We start from the raw sequence: 21,127 nt of genomic DNA on the forward strand, positions 1-21,127 counted from the left end.
TCGATTAAAAAAGCCTGAAAACTGAATAGCCAATATTCAGCTCAGGCTTTATTTTTCAGGGTATTCAGTTGCATTTATAGCTTATTGCATAACCCTCTCTAACTAACCAAAATAGTGTTTAATCTACTTTCGCTATTCTTAGTCACCAACAGCATAAAACGTCTGGTTATTCTGAGCCATTCGGCACAATAAGTCACAGGGTTGGAATTTATCACCATGACGTGCAGCAAGTGTTTTTAACGTCTCTACCGTTTTCGCGATACCAAAATTATCCATATACCTGAACGGACCGCCAAAAAACGGTGGGAAACCGATGCCAAAAACGGCACCCACATCACCATCCCTTGCGCTACGAATAATTTTTTCATCAAGGCAACGGGCCGCTTCATTTAACATCATCATCACACAACGTTGAGCAATATCCGTTTTACTCAACTTGTTTTCTGGCGTGATGCCAATAAGGGAATAAACTGTTTTATCCACCTGCCGTTTTTTAGTTTTATTCCAAAATAGTAACTTACCCGAAGAATGCCCGTATTCATAAAAACCTTTACCATTTTTCTTACCCTTACGGTCATCTTTAACCACTTTGTCCAAGATATCAGGCGCTTTAAACCTTTCCCCAAACCGTTCAACTAAAATAGGTAAAATTTTGGTGCCAACGTCAATACCAACTTCATCGAGTAGATTAAATGGCCCAACAGGAAAACCAAACCCAACCAATGCACTGTCAATATGATCGATAGATTCGCCTTCAATAAGGCATTGCGCAGCCTCACATAAAAAAGGCGCCAGTATTCGGTTAACATAAAAGCCCGCATCATCGCCAACCACAATGGCTGTTTTACCTTGCCGTTTAGCAAATGCCACAACAGTAGAAATCGTTGTCTCATCTGTTTGTTTATGTGGAATAACTTCTACCAATGGCATTTTATCGACAGGACTAAAATAATGTAAACCAATAACCCGCTCTGGATGCTGCGCATTAGCAGCTATCTGGTGAATTGGTAACGAAGATGTATTCGACGCAAAAATAACGTCCTTCCTCGTCATTTTTTCAACATCAGAAACCATTTTTCTTTTTAGCGCTAAATCTTCAAAAACAGCTTCAATAACCAGATCTGCGGTTTCTAACCCTTTGTAATTCAATGTCCCTGAAATTTTAGCCATTGTTGCATCGCGTTCACGCGCCAATAACCGACGTTTGCTTACGCGTTGGGTTAATAAATCCCAGCTATATTTCAAGGCCTGAGTAACGCCTTTTTCTGAAATATCTTTAATACGAACAGGTACTTTTCCTTGAGTTGCGCTCACATACGCAATCCCGCCGCCCATTAGCCCGCCACCTAGTACACCTATTTGATTAATGTTCAACGGATTGGCTTGCGCACCAGTTTCATTTTTTAATGCTGTGACAGCAAAAAATAAATTACGTAAAGCAGCTGATTCAGGCGTCATAACTAACTCACCAAATGCTTTAGCTTCTTCTGCATACCCCGCCTGTACCCCTTTGTTCATCCCTGTTTTTACTGTATGAATAATTTTTTCAGGAGCAGGGTAATGCCCTTTGGTTTTACCTAATACTTTTTGTCTTGCACTATTAAACACTTGATTACGCAATAATTTACTACTCAATAAGCGCTGTTGCCAATGAATAGCAGGTCGTTTTACGCCACCTTTTTTAACCATTTTAACGGCGACATCTAATAAAATTGACTCTGGAACAACATCATCCACAAGCCCTAATTTAAGTGCTTGTTTGCCCTTTAGCTGACGTCCTGTCAGCATTAGATCAAGTGCATGTGGAATGCCAATCAAACGAGGTAACCGTTGAGTTCCACCAGACCCTGGCAACAAACCTAACTGTACTTCAGGCAAACCTAAGCGGGTTTTATCATCATTTGAGCAAACCCTCGCATGACAAGCTAATGCTAACTCCAACCCTCCACCTAAGCATGCGCCATGGATAGCAGCAATAATCGGCAACGGATAATTATCTATTTTATCGAATAATAAATGCCCTTCTTTTGATAACTCACTGGCTTGCGCTTTCGATTCACAGTGCGCAATCATGCTGATATCCGCACCCGCAATAAAGTTATCTTTTTTACCCGAGGTAATAACTAGCCCTTTTAAACCCGAGGTGGATTGCGCTTTTTGTAAGATGGATAGAAACTGCTGCGCAAATTCAGCTTTAAGCGTATTGACCTTTTCATTTGGCACATCAATGAAAATTACCCCTACGTTCTCGTCATAAATTTCTAATGAGAAAGCCTGCGGCACCTTATCCATTACTAATTCTGTAGTAGAATTTTGTGTCATTATTCCACCTCTAAAATCATAGCTACACCTAACCCACCCGCCGCACAAGCTGTTGTTAAACCAAAACCACCACCTCGACGACGAAGTTCATTTAATGTTTGTGTCACCATTCTGGCGCCTGTCGCCGCAAATGGGTGCCCGTAAGCGATAGAACCACCGAGAACATTAAATTTGTCCATGTCTATCTCGCCAATCGCTTGTGTTAAACCCAATTTATCTTGTGCAAATTGGCGACTACCAAACATTTTGATGTTTGCCAATGTTTGAGCGGCGAAAGCCTCGTGCATATCAATTAAAGTGAGATCTTGTAAAGCTAACCCTGCACGCTTCAAAGCGATGGGCGTTGCATAGGATGGCCCCAACAACATGTCTTCCCACACATCAATCGCGCTAAAAGCGTAACTGCGAATATAACCCAACGGGGTATAACCCAATGCTTTTGCCCTTGACTCTGTCATCATTAATACCGCTGCTGCACCATCAGTTAAAGGTGTACTATTTGCGGCTGTTACACTGCCATATTTACGGTCAAATGCGGGTTTTAATTTAGCATAAGAGGACAATACTGAATTTCCTCGTACATTATTGTCCTGTGAAAAAGCTTGCTTAAAAGGCGGCATATACGCAGTCATGACCTCATCGTTTAGTAGCCCTCCATCCCATGCTTTTGCAGCAAGGACGTGTGAACGATGAGCTAGCTCGTCTTGTTGTTCTCTCGTAATATGGTAACTTTTCGCCATTTGCTCCGCGGTATCCCCCATGCGAAGCCCTGTCGAGTACTCAGCAACACCAGGTGCGACTGGCATTAAGTCTTTTAAGCGTAATTTGGCGATAAGCGATAATTTTTGCCCAACCGACTTTGCCTTACTCAAGGCAAGTAATGTTGCTGCTAATTTTTTCGAAACACCAATCGGTAAAACTGAAGAGGAATCTGCCCCTCCTGCAACACCAATAGAAATATCCCCAACCATCATACTTTGAGCCACATTCACAATGGCTTGGAAACTTGTCGCGCACGCCCTTGAAACACTGTAAGCATCTGTTGAAACGCTCATTCCCGTTCCAAGCACAATTTCCCGCGCAATATTGGGTGCTTCAGGCATTTGAACCACTTGGCCAAATACAAGTTGCTCAATCAACTGGTTATCTAAATCACTACGAACTAATAATTCAGCGACTACTGCTTTGCCTAAATCTACAGCAGCAACACCTTGATATGCTGTTGATTGCTTTGCAAACGGTAAACGTAAACCACTGACAATAGCAATACGCTCTTTTGTTGAATATGTACTGTCACCATGGTGGGGATGTTGATTCATGGTCGCTCCTGCAAAAGCATAAATAAAAAATTATTGTTAGTTTTTTCATGACCGGCCGAAAGAGGTCTGACCTGTAATGATTGTTAACATAATTTTCACAATTATCAATTGCATTGACTAAAAAATGGGAGCGCGCACGCAAGTTAGCATAAAAATAGTGCGAAAAGAAAGGAATGGGTCTACCTAATATCAAAAACCCTTCTAACGCTTAACCACCTAATAAAAGGGCGCTATCACAGTAGAAGGGTTCACTTAATAGATTCAAACGTTTGATTAACGAAGGCCTAGCTGAAAAATAAGGCTTTCGGCTTCACAGCTAAAACTAAATTCTGCGCTCAGTTCAACGCCACCATTAACTTGTTTAAAAGTATGGTTAATCGCACAGGGTTCAGACTCAACAGACTTCGCTTTTTCTGTGAGCATCTTCAACATGGATTCCGCTTCACCTTGTGTGGCAAAAACATGCTGATACGACGCAGTACAGTCTTTGTTGTCCAGCACTGTGCCTACATCTACACAACAGCAAGCTGCTGTTTCATCCGCACTACAACGGTTAATCGCATCAGTCATTTTACTCTCCAAATAAACAAACTGTTAAGTGGCTATCATAACGCTGAAAAAGTGGTAAAAACCAGTGTGAATCAAAACTTATTGCTAATAATTAAACATAAGTTTGATCTTACCCCGTATCTGATTATTTATTGCTCCTATTTAGTCACTTTATGTTGCCATTTTGTTAAATGCATCGCATTTTTGAAAACGAAGTCACAATAAACACAAAACAAACTTGCAACATATTAGGTGGTCAGACCTATACTCTAGTAACTGGTCTGATTTGTCATGGCGACAATGGACCCTACAATTCTGCGCTTCTTGCGATAGAAGTCGCTTTATTTAAAATAAAACATAAGAGGGTTTTGGTCATGAGCCAGAAAAACCTGTTTTCTAAGTCAGCTTTAGCAATAGCAGTGGCAATTGTATCATCCAACGCCGGCGCGGCTGGCTTTTTGCTCAATGAATATTCAACATCCGCACTAGGACGTGCGTTTTCTGGGGCAGGTGCGATGGGCGACAACGCAAGTGAGGGAAGCCGTAACCCTGCTGCGATGATGCTATTTGACCGACCATCTCTTTCTATTGGTGCTGTGTATATTGACCCAAGTGTTGATATTAAAGGCAAAGGTGGTTCTCCACTTCATAGTAATACGACGGCAAATGATATTGCACCAAGTGCCGTCGTACCTAATGCCCACTTTATTTTTCCTGTTAATGATAAGTGGGCAGTTGGTACCTCAATGACGACTAACTTTGGCTTAGCGACTGATTTTAATAAAAATTATGCGGCAGGCCCTATTGGCGGAAAAACCGATTTAAAAACCGTTAACTTAAATTTAAGCGGCGCATACCGAGTTAATAACAACTTTAGTTTTGGCTTAGGTGTTAATGCTGTTTATGCTGATGCGGAAATCACTCGCCATGCTGGCGATCTAGGCGCATTAGCTCCAATCATTAGCGGAGGACAACTTCCAGCTTTCCCTGCAAGCACCACAATGGCTAAATTAACAGGAGACGATTGGGGCTATGGCTGGAATGCGGGTATTTTATATGAAATTAATGACGATAACCGCTTAAGCTTAAGCTACCGTTCTAAGGTTAAAGTTAAATTTGAAGAAGGTAAATTCTCAAATGATATACCTAAAGGAATTCCAGGCCTGTACGGTACGGGTGGCGAAAAAGTTAAAGGTAAATTAGACCTTAACTTACCTGATATTTGGGAGTTCTCAGGTTATCACAAAGTTGCGCCAAAATGGGCTCTACACTATAGTGTGGCCTATACAGGTTGGAGCGAATTTAAAGAATTAACCGCCTATCAAAAAAGTGATGGCAGAGAATTATTTCATAAACCCGAACACTTCAAGGATGCATGGCGTTTAGCATTAGGTACGACCTATTTCTATGATGATAACTGGACATTCCGCACTGGTATTGCCTATGATGAAAGCCCAGTTCGTTCTGAATATCGCTCAATTTCGATTCCTGACCAAGACCGCTATTGGTTAAGTGCGGGTACTACCTATGCATTTAATGAAAATGCGTCTGTCGATGTGGGTATTTCTTACATGCACGGTAAAAAAGTGAATATCAGTGAGAAATTAATTGAAGGCCAAGCAAATTCACCTATTTATAATTTCAAATCTGAAGGCTCTGCTTGGTTATACGGTGTGAACTTTAACTACGCATTCTAATAAACCAAATGCTTAACTATCGGGGAGGCGACTCCCTGATAGCTCTACTATCCCACTGTTCAAAAAACATCCCTATCATAAATTTATCTTGACCCTTACCACTCACCCATGTAAATTAATTGTTAACGAAATAATTTTATTCAAACTTCTACTTTTATACTAAAAACTAACCTTATAAACTTTTTTCAGATAAATCCTTATATTTTTCATTAGATTACCTTTTATTCTCTGAATGTTCTTATTTGCAAGTACAAGCCATACGCGTATTTTAGGATGCAGATACACAAAAAATACGTATCAATTCATTAAACTGTATTATTAATGCGATAAACTCGCAGTAAAAGTACAAAAGAGGCAACAATGACAAAAACGTAGGGGGTTTTATGGGAACATTATTTACAGTAGGTTTTATTGGGGTGTTAGGCGTAATAGCCTTGATTGATACCGTTACCCAACGAGGAAAGCGAGACAATGACTAGCTGTTAATTTATCACTCTCACGTTTTAATCTAGACAAGAGAGTGATAAACCTTCCTGAGTCAATCCATTAAATTAATCAATCGAATCCAAATCCCCTTCAATTGCCGCTGCATTTGGGTTTTCAGTTGCTTTCAATACACCGCCATTTGATAAGAAATCATTACGCTGGAAGTAAGCTTCACGCATCATTAAGTATGGGTCTGAAGAGTTTTTAAGTAATCCATCGGAATCCAGCAATCGTGCTCTTGTTTCTATTCCTTCAAGTGCCCATTTACCTGCAGACATCCAGAATGTCAGGTAGCTCAGCATTGGGTATAAACCATCCGCTAAATCCCCACCTTCCTCTCGTGGTGTTGCACTCCCATACCCAGGTAAAACGACATAAGGGCCATAACCGACATCATAGTAACCGAGTGTATTACCGAAGCGTTTAGGGTCTTCTTTAGCTAACTGAGGGTTTGCCATCGTTGCAACATCAATCAACCCACCCATACCAAATACCGTATTGAGGAAGAAACGGTTAAAGTGTTTAAACCCTTGGGTCACTTCCCCACGCAAGAAGCTGTTCAGCATACTTGCAGGCTCTTCAAGGTTCACAAAGAAGTTGGATAATCCATTACGCGCAGGCATAGGAACATAATCATTCCAAGCAACAGCAACAGGCCTTAAAACATAAGGGTCTAAGACGTTGTAGTTAAAATTAAACATTGCTCGGTTAAAACCCTCTAATGGGTCTGAACGTTCTTGCGTATCTGGGTCAATATTGCTTGCACAACCTGCAATTAATACACCCGCTAGAAAAACGCTAGTCATGCGAAACTTCATAACACCTTCTCCATTCCCTGCACCGCCCTGCTATGGTACTTTCCACAATATTCACGAATTTGATAATAATAAGGGGAAAAAATTATTTTTGTTAACCGTTTTGAGTGATTATACAGATCAATTTTTAATTATACCCTAGTTAATCATGCCATTATTATAAGAGTTATGGCTAATTCACACAAAACCATTTAAATATTGTTTTCATATATTCGAAAATAGCGTGCGGTGCCATCAATTTTTACTCAAGAATAAAAGCTAACTTAACGATTAGGTAAAAAATATATCAATAAAAGAAAAAATCACAGTAAAATAAGCCTTTCGCCATTACTTTTGGGTTTAATACATATTTTAACCACTAATCCTGTAAGAGCAGTTCCCATCAGCCAACCTTTAAATACATTACCATGCAGGGTGACGTGCTAGGTAATTATTTAATAAAATAAAGACTAAAAATCATACAAAACCGCCTCATTTGCAATAAATTGAATTAATTCTATGTAACAACTTGATTCCATTGGATGCGGACAGTAAAATGCAAACCCTGTTCAGCAGTGACTACCAAAAGTCCCCTTAGTTAAATGGATATAACGAGCCCCTCCTAAGGGCTAGTTGCAGGTTCGATTCCTGCAGGGGACACCAGTACAAACTAAACCCACCTATCTCTAATCTCAATCTCACAAAAATCATAGCAACTATTCATGTTATGCCGAACTACACAAAGCTAAACAGGCATGAACACATGGTGGATAGAACATTAGTCTTTAATTGATAGCTATTGATATTTGACTTATGTATATTGTTAATCACTTAATCATACGGATGTGTGTATCATCATGGCTGAACTGATTACTTATGAAATCATATTAGGAATTGTAGTGTTTTTGTGCTTTTGGAATATAGGCAGAACCAATACTTTTTGGTCTTTTATTCGAGTCATCGCTGGAATAGGCCTAATAGTCATCATGTGCATGCTTGGAATGCTCATAGCGTATGTTGCATCATAGCAATCATCTACCTAACGTAAATATTAGGATGTATATAGTGACATTTACCGTTATTTATCTTTTATTTGCTGCCTTTTTACTCCTATGGCTTGCTTATTGGAGCTTTTCAGCACTATTTCCAAAATCACCACCAAGTAGTGTTTTCTGTCTTTTCGCTAGGGCAATAATCGGCGTGTCCTTGGTCTTATCTGCTATCTATGTAGCTATTGCCGCTTTCGCAATCACCATCTAGCTGAATGTTAAATTCCCCCTAGCCCTTTCAACCTCTCGAATGACGTTCTTGTCTAAGTAGCATTGCTATCGCGCTCATGGCATCAGCGAGTCACTGAGGCATCACCTCCTAATTTACCTCTTCAGGAATATCAGACTGTTTTAGCCCCTCAGCTAATAACATCAATTTTTTTCTTTCAATATTAGCTGAAATCACATTAATAAATTCACCTGATAAATAATATTTACTACTCTATAGATATACACAGGCAGAAAAAATGCGTTATCTGAAAACATGATACTATTAACATTAATTATCGCTTCTGCAATTATCAAACTACTTGATTCATTCATTTTAATTACCAATTAAAAGTTTACATCAATATAGCTAACTAATCATACTTGTACCACTTGAACACTCATATCACAATTAACTGTAGGCTAGGCGCATGCACGATATATTAAGAATACAAGTTAGAGACTCTTGCTTAGTTAGCCAACAACTGAAACTTTCCTGTTACTATGAATAATCTGCTCTCTTAGGGAAAAATAGTGCTGGCAGTTCGTTTACCAGTTTAAATAGAAAAATCCTATTTTTTATCTGAACATTTTTATTAAGAATAGAGTTTCTATTATCAATCCTACTGCGCGTATTCACTGAGATAAGCTATCAATGAAAAATTTTGCCATTCTGCTTTTTTTGCCTTTATTCCTTTTAGCCTGCACAAAAAAAGAACAAAATTTAGTCGTTATTTCTGGAATGAACAAAGCTGATGTCATTAAAATTGAAGGGATACCGACTAGTTCTGCCTCTCAAGCTCAGTATGATTTATTATTTTATTCGAACCAATTATCAACCAATCTGCCAAGTCAAAAAGCGGATCATGTGTTTATCTTTATTGATAATAAATTGATGGAATACTCAACAATAAATATTCGTTCAATTCATGATGAAAGTACAAAGGTAAGATTAAATGCAAAACAGAGCCTAGCATGCTGGGTAAATCAATTAAACTTCCCTGTTAATCCATCTGCTATTGCAAATAAAAATACAATAACAAATGGGGTCAACTGTTTTTCGAATGTACGTAATGAAGATAATTAATTGCGCTATTTTAAATTCATTTTAGTCAGATAATGAGATTGCATTCCCGTTTCAGGAAAATCTGGCAATGACATTTGCTGGATATAACCTAATTTTTGGTAGAATGGTAATGCCTGAAAACTAAATGTATCGACTAAAGAATGAAGGCAGCCTACTTTTGAAGCCTCATGCTCAGCTGCTTGCATTAATTGACTCCCTATCCCTTCATTTCTCGCAGATTCACTTACCCATAAATAATCAATACATAACCAATTGGCTCTGATTGTTGCAATCAAGCCCCCCTGCATTACACCATCATCATCTTTAAAATATACCCCTAGTTGACCGAAACGAGAGGCATCTAAAAACTGTACATTAAAACTACGAAGCCCCGCCAATAATTCATCACGGTCTTCTGGACTTACTTCATGTGTAATAACAATATTCATATTCAATCATATTCATTCTGGTTATACGTATTGCTATTTCGAACATATTTATATAATAAAGTAAATAGGTGGGTAAGATTTATAGAGAAAAAATAAAAAGCGGAGACTCATTAAAAAACATCGGTTTCTAATATTTGAGCAATTAAATCGGCAACAGATAACACTAAAGACGATTTGACCATTTGTTGATAGCGTTGTTTCTGTAAACTCATTAGCTGCTGGTCAACCATGTCCTCAGGTTGATCAAAACGCATCATTTCAGGTAATGGTCCTATACAGTGAAGCATTTTAATACTGCCTATTATTTCATCATCGATATAATCTAATTTTAATTCTTGGTGAGATAACGAATCACTTAATGCTAAAAATAATTCAATATCTTCATAGGTTTCACGTGTTATTGCACCCAAAGCAAATAACAATTTTAAACGTACAGATAAATCACCTAATGGGCCATTTCCTGTCAAAAGAGGTTCAACCGCATACTTTACGGCATAATCATCCTTCCTAAATACTTTTAACATCAATTTATCAATAGCTTGTGAAATAAGAACAATAGCCTCTTGAACAAACAAATGTAATTCAGGTCGCTGATTTAGCCGTTCAAGAATTTGATTTTCAATGTCTTGTTTATTTTCCATAATAATTTCTTTTATCACTTTATGGCCACCAGCTTGATATTTATTCGCTACTAACCATAAAGTGATTAAACCTCACCAATTAACTCATTATCCGTAACATTACCTATTACTCTACTTCATTAGCTCGTACTGCGCACAAATTTTATTAATAATGACAGGATGATGTTGAAGCCCACTTAATTCAACTATAGCTTGATATAGACCTTTATCTTCAATCAGAGCTGTCATTTCAATAGATTGAGGGTCACTAGTGCATCTAAAATGAAGCGCAGCTGCAATACCCATTATCAGATTATTATTAGGGAGTTCATACTCTAATGTCCCCAATAGTGGCTTAATCAGTCTATCTTCAGGGCTGAGTTTACGAATAGGTTGGCGCCCTACTCGACTCACATCATCCTTTAAATAAGGGTTAGCAAAGCGGCTTAATATTTTTTCAATATATTGCTGGTGCTTATCTGTATTAAACCCATATCGTTGAATTAAAACTTGCCCACTTTCTTCCATTGCAGCCTTTACGATAGCGAAAATCTTAGAGTCATTAATGGCATCACTGATTGTTTGGTATCCATATAATTGGCCTAGATATGCAGTAATCGCATGGCCTGTATTTAACGTGAATAGTTTTCGCTCAACAAATGCCATTAAATTATCCGTCAACTCCATACCGTCAATTGTCGGAATATTGCCAATAAATTGTGTTTTGTCGACAATCCATTCACTGAATGATTCAACAGTTACAGAAAGAGGGTCATCATTCGCCGCATCCATTGGAGGAACAATCCGGTCAACGGCGGAGTCAACAAAACCAACATATTGCTCAACCCATCTGTGTGTTTCTACAGGTAATTGAGTAAGAATATGCCGTTTTAATTGGCTTGTTCCTCTAACCATATTTTCACACGCAATAATATTGAGGGGCTTTTGGTTATTTAATTTACATCTTAAAGCAATACCTTGCGCCAAAGTCCCTGCTATTTTTTCGAGAATTTGTGGGCCTACTGCGGTTGTCACCATATCTGCAGAGGCTATATATTCTATTGTCTTTGGATCATTAGAATTAATTGCGTGCACATTCTGTACTTTTTCTATGCGGTTTTCTTGCCCAACAACATGAACCTGATATGACTGCTGATGCTCTAGTTGATCAATTAATGGCTGATTAACATCGGTAAATGTGAGTTGTGAATTCGCATCAGAGAGTAATTTACCAATAAAACCACGACCGATATTACCTGCACCAAAATGAATGACTTTCATTGTTATTCTCCTCACGCTGCACTTTGCGATGCTAAAATTTCGAGCACTTCTTGAATACTTTGGGTATTACACAATTTATCTATCACCCCATCTTCATCTAGTGCAGTGGTGATTCGTGTAATCACTTCAATATGCTCATTATTTTGTGCTGCGATGCCAATAACAAGACGTGCAATTTCATCGGGTTCATCTCCGAATTGAACACCTTCAGGATATTGGCAAATAACAATACCCGTTTTTAAAACACGATCTTTCGCTTCAATAGTTCCATGTGGGACTGCAATTGATTCACCAAGATAAGTTGAGGTTAATTTTTCTCTCGCTAACATCGCTTCAATATAATCAGGTTCTACATACCCGCCCTCAACTAATTTTTGTCCCGCAAATTGAATTGCTTGCGTTTTATTCTTCGCTGATAAATTTAAATAAATATGCTTAGCACTAAGTGTAAACAACGCTTCATCTTTATCTTCAATATCAAAAGATTCATCATTTGCAGCAACAATTGTTTGCTTGATTAAGCGTCCATCATTTGCAGCTGTAGGATGTTTTTTCGCGATTAAATTAGTCACTAAATCATTATAAATTTGACCATCTAAGAAATTAGCTAAAGAAATGTGCATTGCATTAGGTGCAAATGTTTTAGCTCTTTCAGTGAGGTCTTTATGCGTTATCACAATATCAACACTCGTAGGAAGGTCGTTGATAGCCATGTTCGTGACATTAATATCAAGCAACCCTGCATCACGAATCTTTTTCGCTAATACACCTGCCCCCATCGCACTGGAGCCCATTCCCGCATCACAAGCAACAATAATACTACGCACATTTGCAAGGTTAACTGTTGAATTGTTATTCGTTACTTCCTTACTCGATGATTTAGATTGCGCTTTCATATCACGCATTTTTTTCGTCGCATTATCTAATTCATCATCATCGCCCAAACGGGTTCTTTTTAATAAAATTGCAGAAACTAAGAAAGAAACAAGCGTTGCACTAATCACAGACAGAATAACGCCAATTAAAGATGATTTTGGTGTCATCAGTAAAACTGCAAAAATAGAACCTGGTGATGCAGGAGAGACTAAACCAGCATGAAATAGGTTCATCACAAACACACCTGTCATGCCACCAAGAATAACTGCAAGAATTAACCGTGGATTCATTAAAACGTATGGGAAATAAATTTCGTGGATCCCACCGAAAAAGTGAATAATTGCAGCACCAGACGCAGACTGTTTAGCATTCCCTTTACCAAAGAACATGTATGCCAATAACACACCTAAACCTGGACCAGGGTTAGCTTCAATTAAGAAAAAAATAGACGCGCCTGTTTCAGTCGCTTGTTGAATACCTAATGGGGAGAAGATTCCGTGGTTAATGGCATTATTCAAAAAGAGTATTTTGGCTGGCTCAACAAAAATCGAAGTTAAGGGTAGTAGATTATTTTCTACCATTACATTTACACCCGCCGCCAACACTTTTGATAAACCAGCAACGAGAGGCCCAATAGCAAGGTAAGCAAGTATCGCTAAGAGCATACCAATAATGCCAGATGAAAAGTTATTTACTAGCATTTCAAAGCCCGTTTTGACTTTACCATCTATCCAGCTATCAAAACGTTTAATAGCATAACCACCTAATGGCCCTGCTATCATTGCCCCCATAAACATTGGCATATCGGCACCAACAATTACCCCCATTGTTGTAATTGCCCCGACAATGCCACCTCTTTCACCACCAACAAGACGACCGCCCGTATAACCAATTAGCAGTGGTAATAAATAGGTGATCATTGGACCTACAAGCTGTGCCAACGTTTCATTTGGCCACCAACCCGTAGGGATAAAGAGCGCGGTAATTAAGCCCCACGCAATGAAAGCACCGATATTAGGCATAACCATATTACTGAGGAAACGCCCAAAATTCTGTACCTTTAATTTGATATTTGATGTTACCATAATAGAACCCCGTGGTACGAGAACGATAAGATTGCAACGTTATCGCCAAATAACGTTAGTGAATTTTTAGACACTTTCACTCTAACATGGCCTTTATCAGATGCGTACCACGCGGGCCTTATGTGACGTAAGTCACTTAAACACCCCACATCCCCCTACCCAAATATTGATCATCCTCACAAATAGATAGTGTAGTTTTACTACAAAAACGTTTTTTCACATAAAACAAGCAAAAAAACGAGATCAATATCACATAAAAATGCTTGGCTTAATTTTCAAAAAAGAGATAATGATCACGAATTATTTTCATATTCACCTTCTTTTAACTTCATTAAAAGCTCGATTAACCTTTTTATAGCTAGTAGATTTTATTTTGTAATTAATTTTCACATGTTACTTATTTCAAAAAAGTACCAACGAAATGGATATAAAGTTGAAAATACAGGCTTAGCACTCATCTCATTTTGTATTGTCTATCTTTTGCGATATCGTTAATAGGATTAACTGCAACTTATTAATGATAGTATCTGCATCATTTGTTGTATCTGGTTTTTATAGTTGAACAACCTTGCAGGTATTACTGTTGTTGAACAAGCCGCGGCTTATGGCGTAAAAATATCGTTTAGTGAGTTTGCAAAATCGGGGGGGTTGTTGCCGCGTTATGTATGATATTAGCTGCAATATGGATAGTATTAGTCTTGTAAGAATAATGGCAATTTATTACCAGCCACGCTGAGTAAATGGCTGGTAATAGAATTTCAATATTTAGGGAAGAATAGCGAATGAACGCACAGGAAACCCACTCGCATTATTTGGTTTAGCAACAATATTAAAGATCACTGCCCCACGAGTCGGTACTTTATCCAGGTTTGCCAGCAGTTCCACTTGGTAAGTATCTTGATCTAAAACGTAATACTCTCCAAGTAACGCATTATTTTTACGAAAATCTTTTGCCGCATCAGTATCAAACGTTTCATGTCCAATTGCTTTAATACCCCGTTCTTCAAATAAGAACTTTAAGGCATCCATCCCCCAGCCAGGTATTTGGTTATTACCTTCTTCGTCTTTATTATCCATAAGCTCTTGTGATGGCCAACGTTTGCTCCAATCTGTTCTTAGTGCAACAAAACTGTCAGATTCAATTTTTCCATGTTGTTCCTCAAAAGCCAGTACATCATTAAGAGAAAATGCAAAGTTTGGATCTTGTTTTGCTCTTTCTGATTGATCAATGACAATTAAAGGTAAAACAAGCTCCTTTAGCTCTAACTCATGCAGAAAACGTTTACCTTCAACGAAATGACATGGCGCATCAATGTGCGTGCCATATTGCCCTGGAAAGGTAAATTGCTGAGCAAAGAAACCTTCTGCATAGCCAAATAAGGTTTTAAACTCCGCAGCATCAAACATAAAAAAATGCGGTGAATTCCCATCAAAGCGATGTGTTAAATCAACCCATTTCTTACTCTTTATAATATTAAATGCATCAATCAGTTCATGATTCATATTCTTCCCCTGTCAGGTTGATTTTGTTCAGTGTTTTTATGACGTTGTATTTTTTGTTGTGTTACTTATCTATTTAATAGCAGTAAAAATATTGTGTTGTCTAGGAATTTAATAAGAATAAATTTCATAATAAGTTTTAAAAAAGCCACTTATTAATTTAATAATAAGTGGCTAGTAAGAGTAAAAATATAAAAATTAGACTAGGATTTTATTTAGGGTATTTATTCCAGCTTTCTGGTTCAATAAAACCATCATAAATACGCTGAGAACGAATATAATCCGCATATTCTTTAGACTCAAAAGCCTCTTTTAAATCTTTAGCCCATTGAGAATCAAGATCTTTTTGCATGACAGTGACTATAACACGGTGTTCTAGTGGTGAGTTTTCAACAACTAATCCATCGGCAATACGCTGGCCTGCACTTGCGACATAATTGCCATTTACCACAACAAAATCAACATCATCAAGTAATCTTAATCCTTGAGCTGCGTCCGTTTCACGCACATCTAAATGATATTTTCCTGATGAAATATCATTAACACTAAAACTCAATGTACTGACATTCGGTTTAATTTTAATCCAGCCTAATTGTTCTAAGATCCGCGCCCCTCTTTCCGCATTAACAGGATCGTTAGATAAAGCGACAATCATGCCATCTTTTACATCATCAATTGATTTGTGTTTATTTGAACGTAAACTTTGTGGCGCGCTTGGTGAGTCTGTCAATGCGACCATATTAATATTATTCTTTTTGTTATAGGCATCCATATATGCGCGGCTTTGGTTCACCGATGCATCAATAGAACCTTCTTCAAATGCAGGATTAATTTGTCTATTTTGTGAAAATTGACGCAAAATTACCTTATAACCTTTTTTCTCTAAAATAGGCACGATTCCTTTATCTACTTGATCGATATAATTACCAACTCCAAAACCTATCGTTATCTGTTTTTTATTTGGATTATCTTTTTCATTGTTATCACCGCATGCTGAAAGTACAAAAGCAGCTGCTGCGATTAAAGATAGATTTATTAATTTTTGTTTTAACATATGTAACAACCCTGTGAAAATATTTCAGCCAGTATAATCATATTAATTTGGTTGTTCTTAGATCAGATAATTATAACTTAGTTATTTAGTGATATAAGAATTGGTTTTAATTCTTTTAGGTTATATGGATATAACAAATAGATCGTTCGATAAATGATGTGATTGATATGTAATGAAGGAGATAAAAAACGTTTAAAAAAAGTGAGTTGCTTTATGACTATTTTCAATGATGATTTAATTAGCACCCTGACACACTTGCCACCAGGTTCCGATTTAGCATTAATCCGCCAAGACCGATCAGCCGCAACCTTAAATACCCAAGCCGCGTACAGCGAAATTTTCTCTGTACCATCAACACAATTTCCTATTGATGTTCGTTATGGTTTTGCGCATCAGGTTGCAAAATTGACTGGCAGCCAAACATTAGCAGATTTTTATTTTCAACAAGCACCAGCACTAAAAATAGAAAATCTTTCACCTGCTCTGCAAGCTGCTGCGGAATATCTGCAAATATTAACGTTATCTCCTAAAGATACTCATTTTTCACTCATCGAAACCTTAATTACACAAGGCTGGGAAAATAGCGACATCATTTTGCTTGCTCAGTTAATTACCTTTGTCACCTACCAAGCTCGTTTAGTCGAAGGAATTGAGCTCTTAACGACATCTAAAAATTACCCACTGGATGTCGCGAAAATAGTCGCGGGCAAATGGAATCATCAACCTTTCACTCGCCAGGGACGCCCATCCCCTACCGCCTTTACACAAGATAATTTAGGTTGGGAAGCTTGGATAACGGCAAGAAAAGCAGAAACGCTAAGCGATGAAGAAACTCAGGTGATGAAAAAATTTGGTCAATTAACCTCTGAATACTTTCTTCTGCTCGCTCATCAAAGCAAGATTTTAGAAATTCGAACCTTAATCGATCGTGGTGTCTTTTACACCGCTGGGGGCCTACCACGTTGGGAACGTGAGTTTGCAGCTGCCGCTGTCAGTAAAGTGAATGGTTGCATTTATTGTGCTTCTGTTCATGCACGCAAAGCCAGCCAGTATGCCAAAGAACGCCGTAGTGACGTCGATAAGCTATTAGCAACGCCAACAGGTGAAATTCTTGCGGCTGGCTTTGACGATAGATTGTTAGCAATCACCGATCTCGTGGCGTCTTTATCAGCAACACCAATTCAAGCAACAACATCTCAAGTTGCAACACTACGCCAACTGGGACTATCTGAGCTCGAATTGCTTGATTTAATTCAGTCTACTGCGTTTTTCTCATGGGCAAACCGCTTAATGCTTTCTCTCGGTGAGCCGTTTGAAATTGTGGAGGAATAAGGAATAATTTCATGGATAGGATCATTGGCTTAGCGGCTTTAGAAACACATATTGCACAAGATTTGCAATATCTTAATCTCCCAATCACATCATGGGCATTATCAGATAATAATATCAACAAACAACATATTGACGTTGCCATTATTGGTGCTGGTATGTCAGGTGTCACGGCTGCATTTGCACTCAAGTTACGTGGTATTAATGCCGTCGTATTTGATAAAGCCATTACTGGAAGTGAAGGGCCTTGGCAAAAACCGGCTCTCATGGAAACACTACGTTCGCCAAAACAGGTCGTAGGGCCCGCTTTAGCCTCCCCTTCATTAACCTTTCAAGCGTGGTTCAAAGCGCAATTTGGCAATGAAAAATGGGAAGAGTTAGATAAAATTCCTCGCCTTCAGTGGGGTGAGTATTTGCAGTGGTTTAAAAGGATTACCGCACCAAAAGTATTTAATCAATACGAACTTATTGACCTACATTTAACCGATAATGGTAGCAGGTTAATTTTTAAAACACCTGAAGGCACAACAAATTACATCGCACAGCATGTTATTTTAGCCACAGGTATGGAATCCTTTAGTGAACCGAATATTCCCAGTTTTATGGATAATATTCCACAAAACTATTGGGAGCATTCGTATGCAGGCACTGATTACAGCCGCTTTAAAGGGTTAGACATTGGTGTTGTTGGTTATAGCGCAGGTGCAATGGATAGTTCAGCAACAGCCTTAGAGAACGGGGCTAAGAGTGTGGAAATTTTAATCCGTGCTACAGATATGCCACGGGTAAACCGAGGGAAAGTTGCCGGAAGCGCGGGTTTTACGAATGCTTATGCCTATTTTACAGATGCACAAAAATGGCATTATTCAGCGTATGTTGCTAAAGCTAAAACCCCTGCTCCTCATGGCAGTACTTTACGAGTTTCTCGCCATCCAAATGCTTTTTTTAATTTTAATACTCAAATTAAACAGATTGAATTAAAAGATAAAAAACTGCATATTTCGACAACAACTGAACAATTCACGTTAGATTATTTGATCCTCGCGACTGGATATAGAATCAATTGGTTCAAACATCCTGCATTTAACCAAATTACCCCTTTAATTAAAACGTGGGCTGATGTTTATACTCCACCAATCAGTGAAGCGAATGGTGAACTCGGCGCACACCCCTATTTAGGCCCGCATTTTGAATTACAAGGCAAAAAAACGGCTGACTCTGAAAAGTTAAAACAATTTTATTGTTTCAATTTAAGTGCTTCTCTTAGCATGGGCCCCGTTATTGGTTTGATCCCTGGTACTAATGCAGGTGCAGAGCGTTTAGCTGACCATATTGCCGCTCAATTGTACCTCGCTCATAGAGAAGAACACCTCGAATTAGTGAAAACAAGCCAAGAATTTGAATTATTAGGTGATGAATGGCAACCAGCAGCCTTGCCTTCAGAACGTATGCAGCTAACTGATAATGTAGAGTAAACTATGATTACATTTCAAAATGTCCAAAAAGTATATGAAAAAGATGGGCAATCTTTAGTTGCATTGCAAGATATTAACTTGCATATCAATAAAGGAGATATCTTTGGATTTATTGGCTATAGCGGAGCAGGAAAAAGCTCACTTATTCGTTTGGTCAATCAATTAGAAAAGCCCTCCAGTGGTGCGGTGATTATTAATGAGCAAAATATTGCTCATCATACTCCCGCTGAAATTCGAGCCCATAAGAGAAGTATCGGGATGATTTTCCAGCATTTTAATTTACTGGAAACCAAAACTGTCGCTCAAAATATTGCAATGCCCTTGGTCTTGCTAGGACTTGATAAAAGCGAAATCAATCAACGTGTTGATAGCATTCTTGAATATGTAGAGCTGAGTGATAAAAAAAATCAATACCCTGGTCAATTATCAGGTGGGCAAAAACAACGCGTTGGCATTGCCCGTGCCCTTATCAACAACCCTCAAATTCTGCTGTGTGATGAAGCCACATCTGCCCTTGACCCGCAAACGACACGCTCTATTTTACTGCTATTAAAAAAAATCAGTCGAGAACAAAATATTACCATCTTACTTGTGACACACGAAATGGAGGTTATAGAGCAAGTATGTAACCGTGTTGCGGTGATGGAGGCGGGTAAAGTTGTAGAAGAAGGCACTGTATTAGATATTTTTGCAAACCCTAAACACTCAACGACCCAAAAGTTTGTTGGGACTGTTTTAAATGAAGAAATACCAGAGCGTGTTCTGCACAATTTAGACCATCAGCAAGATGTTTATCGCCTTGAATTCCTCGGGTCATCAGCTCAAGAACCGGTTGTTAATGAGCTAATTTTGAAAAAAATCGTCAAAATAAATATTCTCTTTGCCAATATGAAAGAAATCAGTGGGGTAGTACTCGGCAGCATGTTTGTGCAGATTGTGGGTGATAAAGCACAAATTGAAGAAGCTATACAGTTTTTACGCCTGCGTGGCGTAGCGGTTAGCCAGGGGGCATTATGACAGAGTTATTTGAAACAGCCTTAACAAGTAAACAATTTTTACTCGCTATGTCAGAAACATTCACCATGGTGAGTATTGCCTTAGTGCTCGGTTCCTTGTTTGGTATTTTACTGGGTATATTACTCGTTATAACAAGACCTGAAGGGATTTGGGAAAACAAATGCATATACCGAATTGTTAACCCGATTATCAATATCATTCGCTCTTTACCATTCATTATCTTATTAGTGGCAATGATCCCACTCACCCGATTTATGGTCGGAACGTCGATAGGAACAACCGCGGCAATAGTGCCATTAGTGATTTTTATTGCACCCTATACTGCCCGCTTAGTGGAAAACTCTCTTTTAAGCGTACACTCAGGGATCATTGAAGCCGCAGATTCTATGGGCGCAACAAATTGGCAGATTGTTTGGCATTTCATTTTACCAGAAGCCAAATCTTCTCTTATTTTAAGTTTGACTGCAGCAAGTATTACTTTAGTCGGGGCGACAGCTATGGCAGGTGCAGTGGGCGGTGGTGGTGTTGGCGATCTTGCGTTGAACTATGGTTATCAACGCTTTGATAATGTGGCAATGGCCATTACTGTTGTGACATTAATCATTATTGTCCAAGGGATGCAATTTATTGGCGACTACCTTGCCAGAAAAGCGCGTTTTCATTGACGGTAATTAAAGTTGATAGCGTTGCGTTATCAACTTTATTTTTCTATTTTTGCGGCTCCAATTTAGCACTCTTAGTAGCGAATTTAAAGCTTGACCTATTTATCCTGTAATTAACATCTGTTTAATTTGAAGTTAATTTCAGGTGATATTTATATAATAAAAAAATAAAAGCCCATTACAGGCTTTTATTTTTAAAGTTACACAGAATGAGAGATAAACAATGTATTTATTCTTTTTAATGAATTTAAAATGGTAATTAAACTTAATTCTGTCTCTTATACACATCT

16 protein-coding genes and 1 tRNA gene are annotated in these 21,127 nt (G+C 38.3%); 7 read left to right on the forward strand and 10 right to left on the reverse strand.

Annotated elements, in window-relative coordinates; translation table 11 throughout:
- Positions 1-138: 138 nt before the first annotated feature.
- From fadJ to KDJ85_RS06575, 3 genes are all read right to left on the reverse strand, one after another.
- Positions 139-2,322, reverse strand: coding sequence for a fatty acid oxidation complex subunit alpha FadJ (fadJ, locus tag KDJ85_RS06565; protein ID WP_225818957.1), 2,184 nt, complete (start codon positions 2,320-2,322; stop codon positions 139-141).
- Entirely contained in the window at positions 2,322-3,641 is a 1,320-nt protein-coding gene (gene fadI, locus KDJ85_RS06570; protein WP_225818958.1) for an acetyl-CoA C-acyltransferase FadI, read from the reverse strand. The genes fadJ and fadI overlap by 1 nt, the downstream gene beginning before the upstream one ends.
- Before the next feature lie 273 nt (positions 3,642-3,914).
- Positions 3,915-4,211, reverse strand: a complete 297-nt coding sequence (locus KDJ85_RS06575) for a YfcZ/YiiS family protein (RefSeq protein WP_206082409.1) — start codon at positions 4,209-4,211, stop codon at positions 3,915-3,917.
- 353 nt (positions 4,212-4,564) lie between these two features.
- On the opposite strand from KDJ85_RS06575, the gene fadL reads away from it, so the two are divergent.
- Positions 4,565-5,887, forward strand: coding sequence for a long-chain fatty acid transporter FadL (fadL, locus tag KDJ85_RS06580; protein ID WP_225818959.1), 1,323 nt, complete (start codon positions 4,565-4,567; stop codon positions 5,885-5,887).
- Positions 5,888-6,438: 551 nt separating this feature from the next.
- Here the strand turns inward: fadL and mlaA are convergent.
- The gene (gene mlaA / locus KDJ85_RS06585; protein WP_206082411.1) at positions 6,439-7,191 is read right to left on the reverse strand and encodes a phospholipid-binding lipoprotein MlaA; all 753 of its coding nucleotides are present in this window, start codon (positions 7,189-7,191) and stop codon (positions 6,439-6,441) included.
- A 564-nt stretch (positions 7,192-7,755) separates the two neighbouring features.
- Between mlaA and KDJ85_RS06590 the strand changes: the two genes are divergently transcribed.
- A tRNA-Arg gene (locus KDJ85_RS06590) sits at positions 7,756-7,830 on the forward strand.
- 1,248 nt (positions 7,831-9,078) lie between these two features.
- A complete protein-coding gene (locus tag KDJ85_RS06595) occupies positions 9,079-9,510 on the forward strand; it encodes a hypothetical protein (RefSeq protein ID WP_225818960.1) in 432 nt (143 codons plus the stop codon).
- A gap of 5 nt (positions 9,511-9,515) precedes the next feature.
- Here KDJ85_RS06595 and KDJ85_RS06600 read toward each other — a convergent pair whose 3' ends face one another.
- The 6 genes from KDJ85_RS06600 to KDJ85_RS06625 form a co-directional block, all read right to left on the reverse strand.
- Positions 9,516-9,938 carry a GNAT family N-acetyltransferase gene (locus KDJ85_RS06600; RefSeq protein WP_225818961.1) on the reverse strand — a complete coding sequence of 141 codons (423 nt, stop codon included), beginning with the start codon at positions 9,936-9,938 and terminating at the stop codon, positions 9,516-9,518.
- Between the two features lie 110 nt (positions 9,939-10,048).
- A complete protein-coding gene (locus tag KDJ85_RS06605) occupies positions 10,049-10,579 on the reverse strand; it encodes an MltR family transcriptional regulator (protein WP_225818962.1) in 531 nt (176 codons plus the stop codon).
- Between the two features lie 111 nt (positions 10,580-10,690).
- Positions 10,691-11,839 (reverse strand): mannitol-1-phosphate 5-dehydrogenase, encoded by a 1,149-nt coding sequence (locus KDJ85_RS06610; protein WP_225818963.1) that lies wholly within the window; start codon positions 11,837-11,839, stop codon positions 10,691-10,693.
- Positions 11,840-11,850: 11 nt separating this feature from the next.
- A complete protein-coding gene (locus KDJ85_RS06615) occupies positions 11,851-13,800 on the reverse strand; it encodes a PTS mannitol transporter subunit IICBA (RefSeq protein WP_225818964.1) in 1,950 nt (649 codons plus the stop codon).
- 765 nt (positions 13,801-14,565) lie between these two features.
- Positions 14,566-15,303, reverse strand: coding sequence for a cyclase family protein (locus KDJ85_RS06620; RefSeq protein ID WP_225818965.1), 738 nt, complete (start codon positions 15,301-15,303; stop codon positions 14,566-14,568).
- Positions 15,304-15,511: 208 nt separating this feature from the next.
- On the reverse strand, positions 15,512-16,354 hold the full coding sequence (locus KDJ85_RS06625; protein WP_225818966.1) for a MetQ/NlpA family ABC transporter substrate-binding protein: 843 nt from the start codon (positions 16,352-16,354) through the stop codon (positions 15,512-15,514).
- 213 nt (positions 16,355-16,567) lie between these two features.
- On the opposite strand from KDJ85_RS06625, the gene KDJ85_RS06630 reads away from it, so the two are divergent.
- Genes KDJ85_RS06630 through KDJ85_RS06645 form a run of 4 tightly spaced genes read left to right on the forward strand, consistent with a single transcriptional unit; the run spans position 16,568 to position 20,840 of the window.
- Entirely contained in the window at positions 16,568-17,686 is a 1,119-nt protein-coding gene (locus tag KDJ85_RS06630; RefSeq protein WP_225818967.1) for a CMD domain-containing protein, read from the forward strand.
- A gap of 11 nt (positions 17,687-17,697) precedes the next feature.
- On the forward strand, positions 17,698-19,158 hold the full coding sequence (locus KDJ85_RS06635; protein WP_225818968.1) for an NAD(P)-binding domain-containing protein: 1,461 nt from the start codon (positions 17,698-17,700) through the stop codon (positions 19,156-19,158).
- Between the two features lie 3 nt (positions 19,159-19,161).
- Positions 19,162-20,175, forward strand: coding sequence for a methionine ABC transporter ATP-binding protein (locus KDJ85_RS06640; protein ID WP_225818969.1), 1,014 nt, complete (start codon positions 19,162-19,164; stop codon positions 20,173-20,175).
- A complete protein-coding gene (locus KDJ85_RS06645; protein ID WP_225818970.1) occupies positions 20,172-20,840 on the forward strand; it encodes a methionine ABC transporter permease in 669 nt (222 codons plus the stop codon). The genes KDJ85_RS06640 and KDJ85_RS06645 overlap by 4 nt, the downstream gene beginning before the upstream one ends.
- The last annotated feature ends 287 nt before the right edge of the window (positions 20,841-21,127 follow it).

The organism is Providencia vermicola (assembly GCF_020381325.1).
In the GTDB taxonomy this organism is placed as follows: Bacteria; Pseudomonadota; Gammaproteobacteria; order Enterobacterales; family Enterobacteriaceae; genus Providencia; species Providencia vermicola.

Coding starts and splice junctions, on each gene's coding strand:
- KDJ85_RS06615 (WP_225818964.1), bottom strand. CDS start 13,800: ATGGTAACATCAAATATCAAATTAAAGGTACAGAATTTTGGGCGTTTC.
- KDJ85_RS06630 (WP_225818967.1), top strand. CDS start 16,568: ATGACTATTTTCAATGATGATTTAATTAGCACCCTGACACACTTGCCA.
- KDJ85_RS06595 (WP_225818960.1), top strand. CDS start 9,079: ATGAAAAATTTTGCCATTCTGCTTTTTTTGCCTTTATTCCTTTTAGCC.
- fadJ (WP_225818957.1), bottom strand. CDS start 2,322: ATGACACAAAATTCTACTACAGAATTAGTAATGGATAAGGTGCCGCAG.
- fadL (WP_225818959.1), top strand. CDS start 4,565: ATGAGCCAGAAAAACCTGTTTTCTAAGTCAGCTTTAGCAATAGCAGTG.
- KDJ85_RS06645 (WP_225818970.1), top strand. CDS start 20,172: ATGACAGAGTTATTTGAAACAGCCTTAACAAGTAAACAATTTTTACTC.
- KDJ85_RS06605 (WP_225818962.1), bottom strand. CDS start 10,579: ATGGAAAATAAACAAGACATTGAAAATCAAATTCTTGAACGGCTAAAT.
- KDJ85_RS06620 (WP_225818965.1), bottom strand. CDS start 15,303: ATGAATCATGAACTGATTGATGCATTTAATATTATAAAGAGTAAGAAA.
- fadI (WP_225818958.1), bottom strand. CDS start 3,641: ATGAATCAACATCCCCACCATGGTGACAGTACATATTCAACAAAAGAG.
- KDJ85_RS06635 (WP_225818968.1), top strand. CDS start 17,698: ATGGATAGGATCATTGGCTTAGCGGCTTTAGAAACACATATTGCACAA.
- KDJ85_RS06600 (WP_225818961.1), bottom strand. CDS start 9,938: ATGAATATTGTTATTACACATGAAGTAAGTCCAGAAGACCGTGATGAA.
- KDJ85_RS06610 (WP_225818963.1), bottom strand. CDS start 11,839: ATGAAAGTCATTCATTTTGGTGCAGGTAATATCGGTCGTGGTTTTATT.
- KDJ85_RS06575 (WP_206082409.1), bottom strand. CDS start 4,211: ATGACTGATGCGATTAACCGTTGTAGTGCGGATGAAACAGCAGCTTGC.
- KDJ85_RS06640 (WP_225818969.1), top strand. CDS start 19,162: ATGATTACATTTCAAAATGTCCAAAAAGTATATGAAAAAGATGGGCAA.
- KDJ85_RS06625 (WP_225818966.1), bottom strand. CDS start 16,354: ATGTTAAAACAAAAATTAATAAATCTATCTTTAATCGCAGCAGCTGCT.
- mlaA (WP_206082411.1), bottom strand. CDS start 7,191: ATGAAGTTTCGCATGACTAGCGTTTTTCTAGCGGGTGTATTAATTGCA.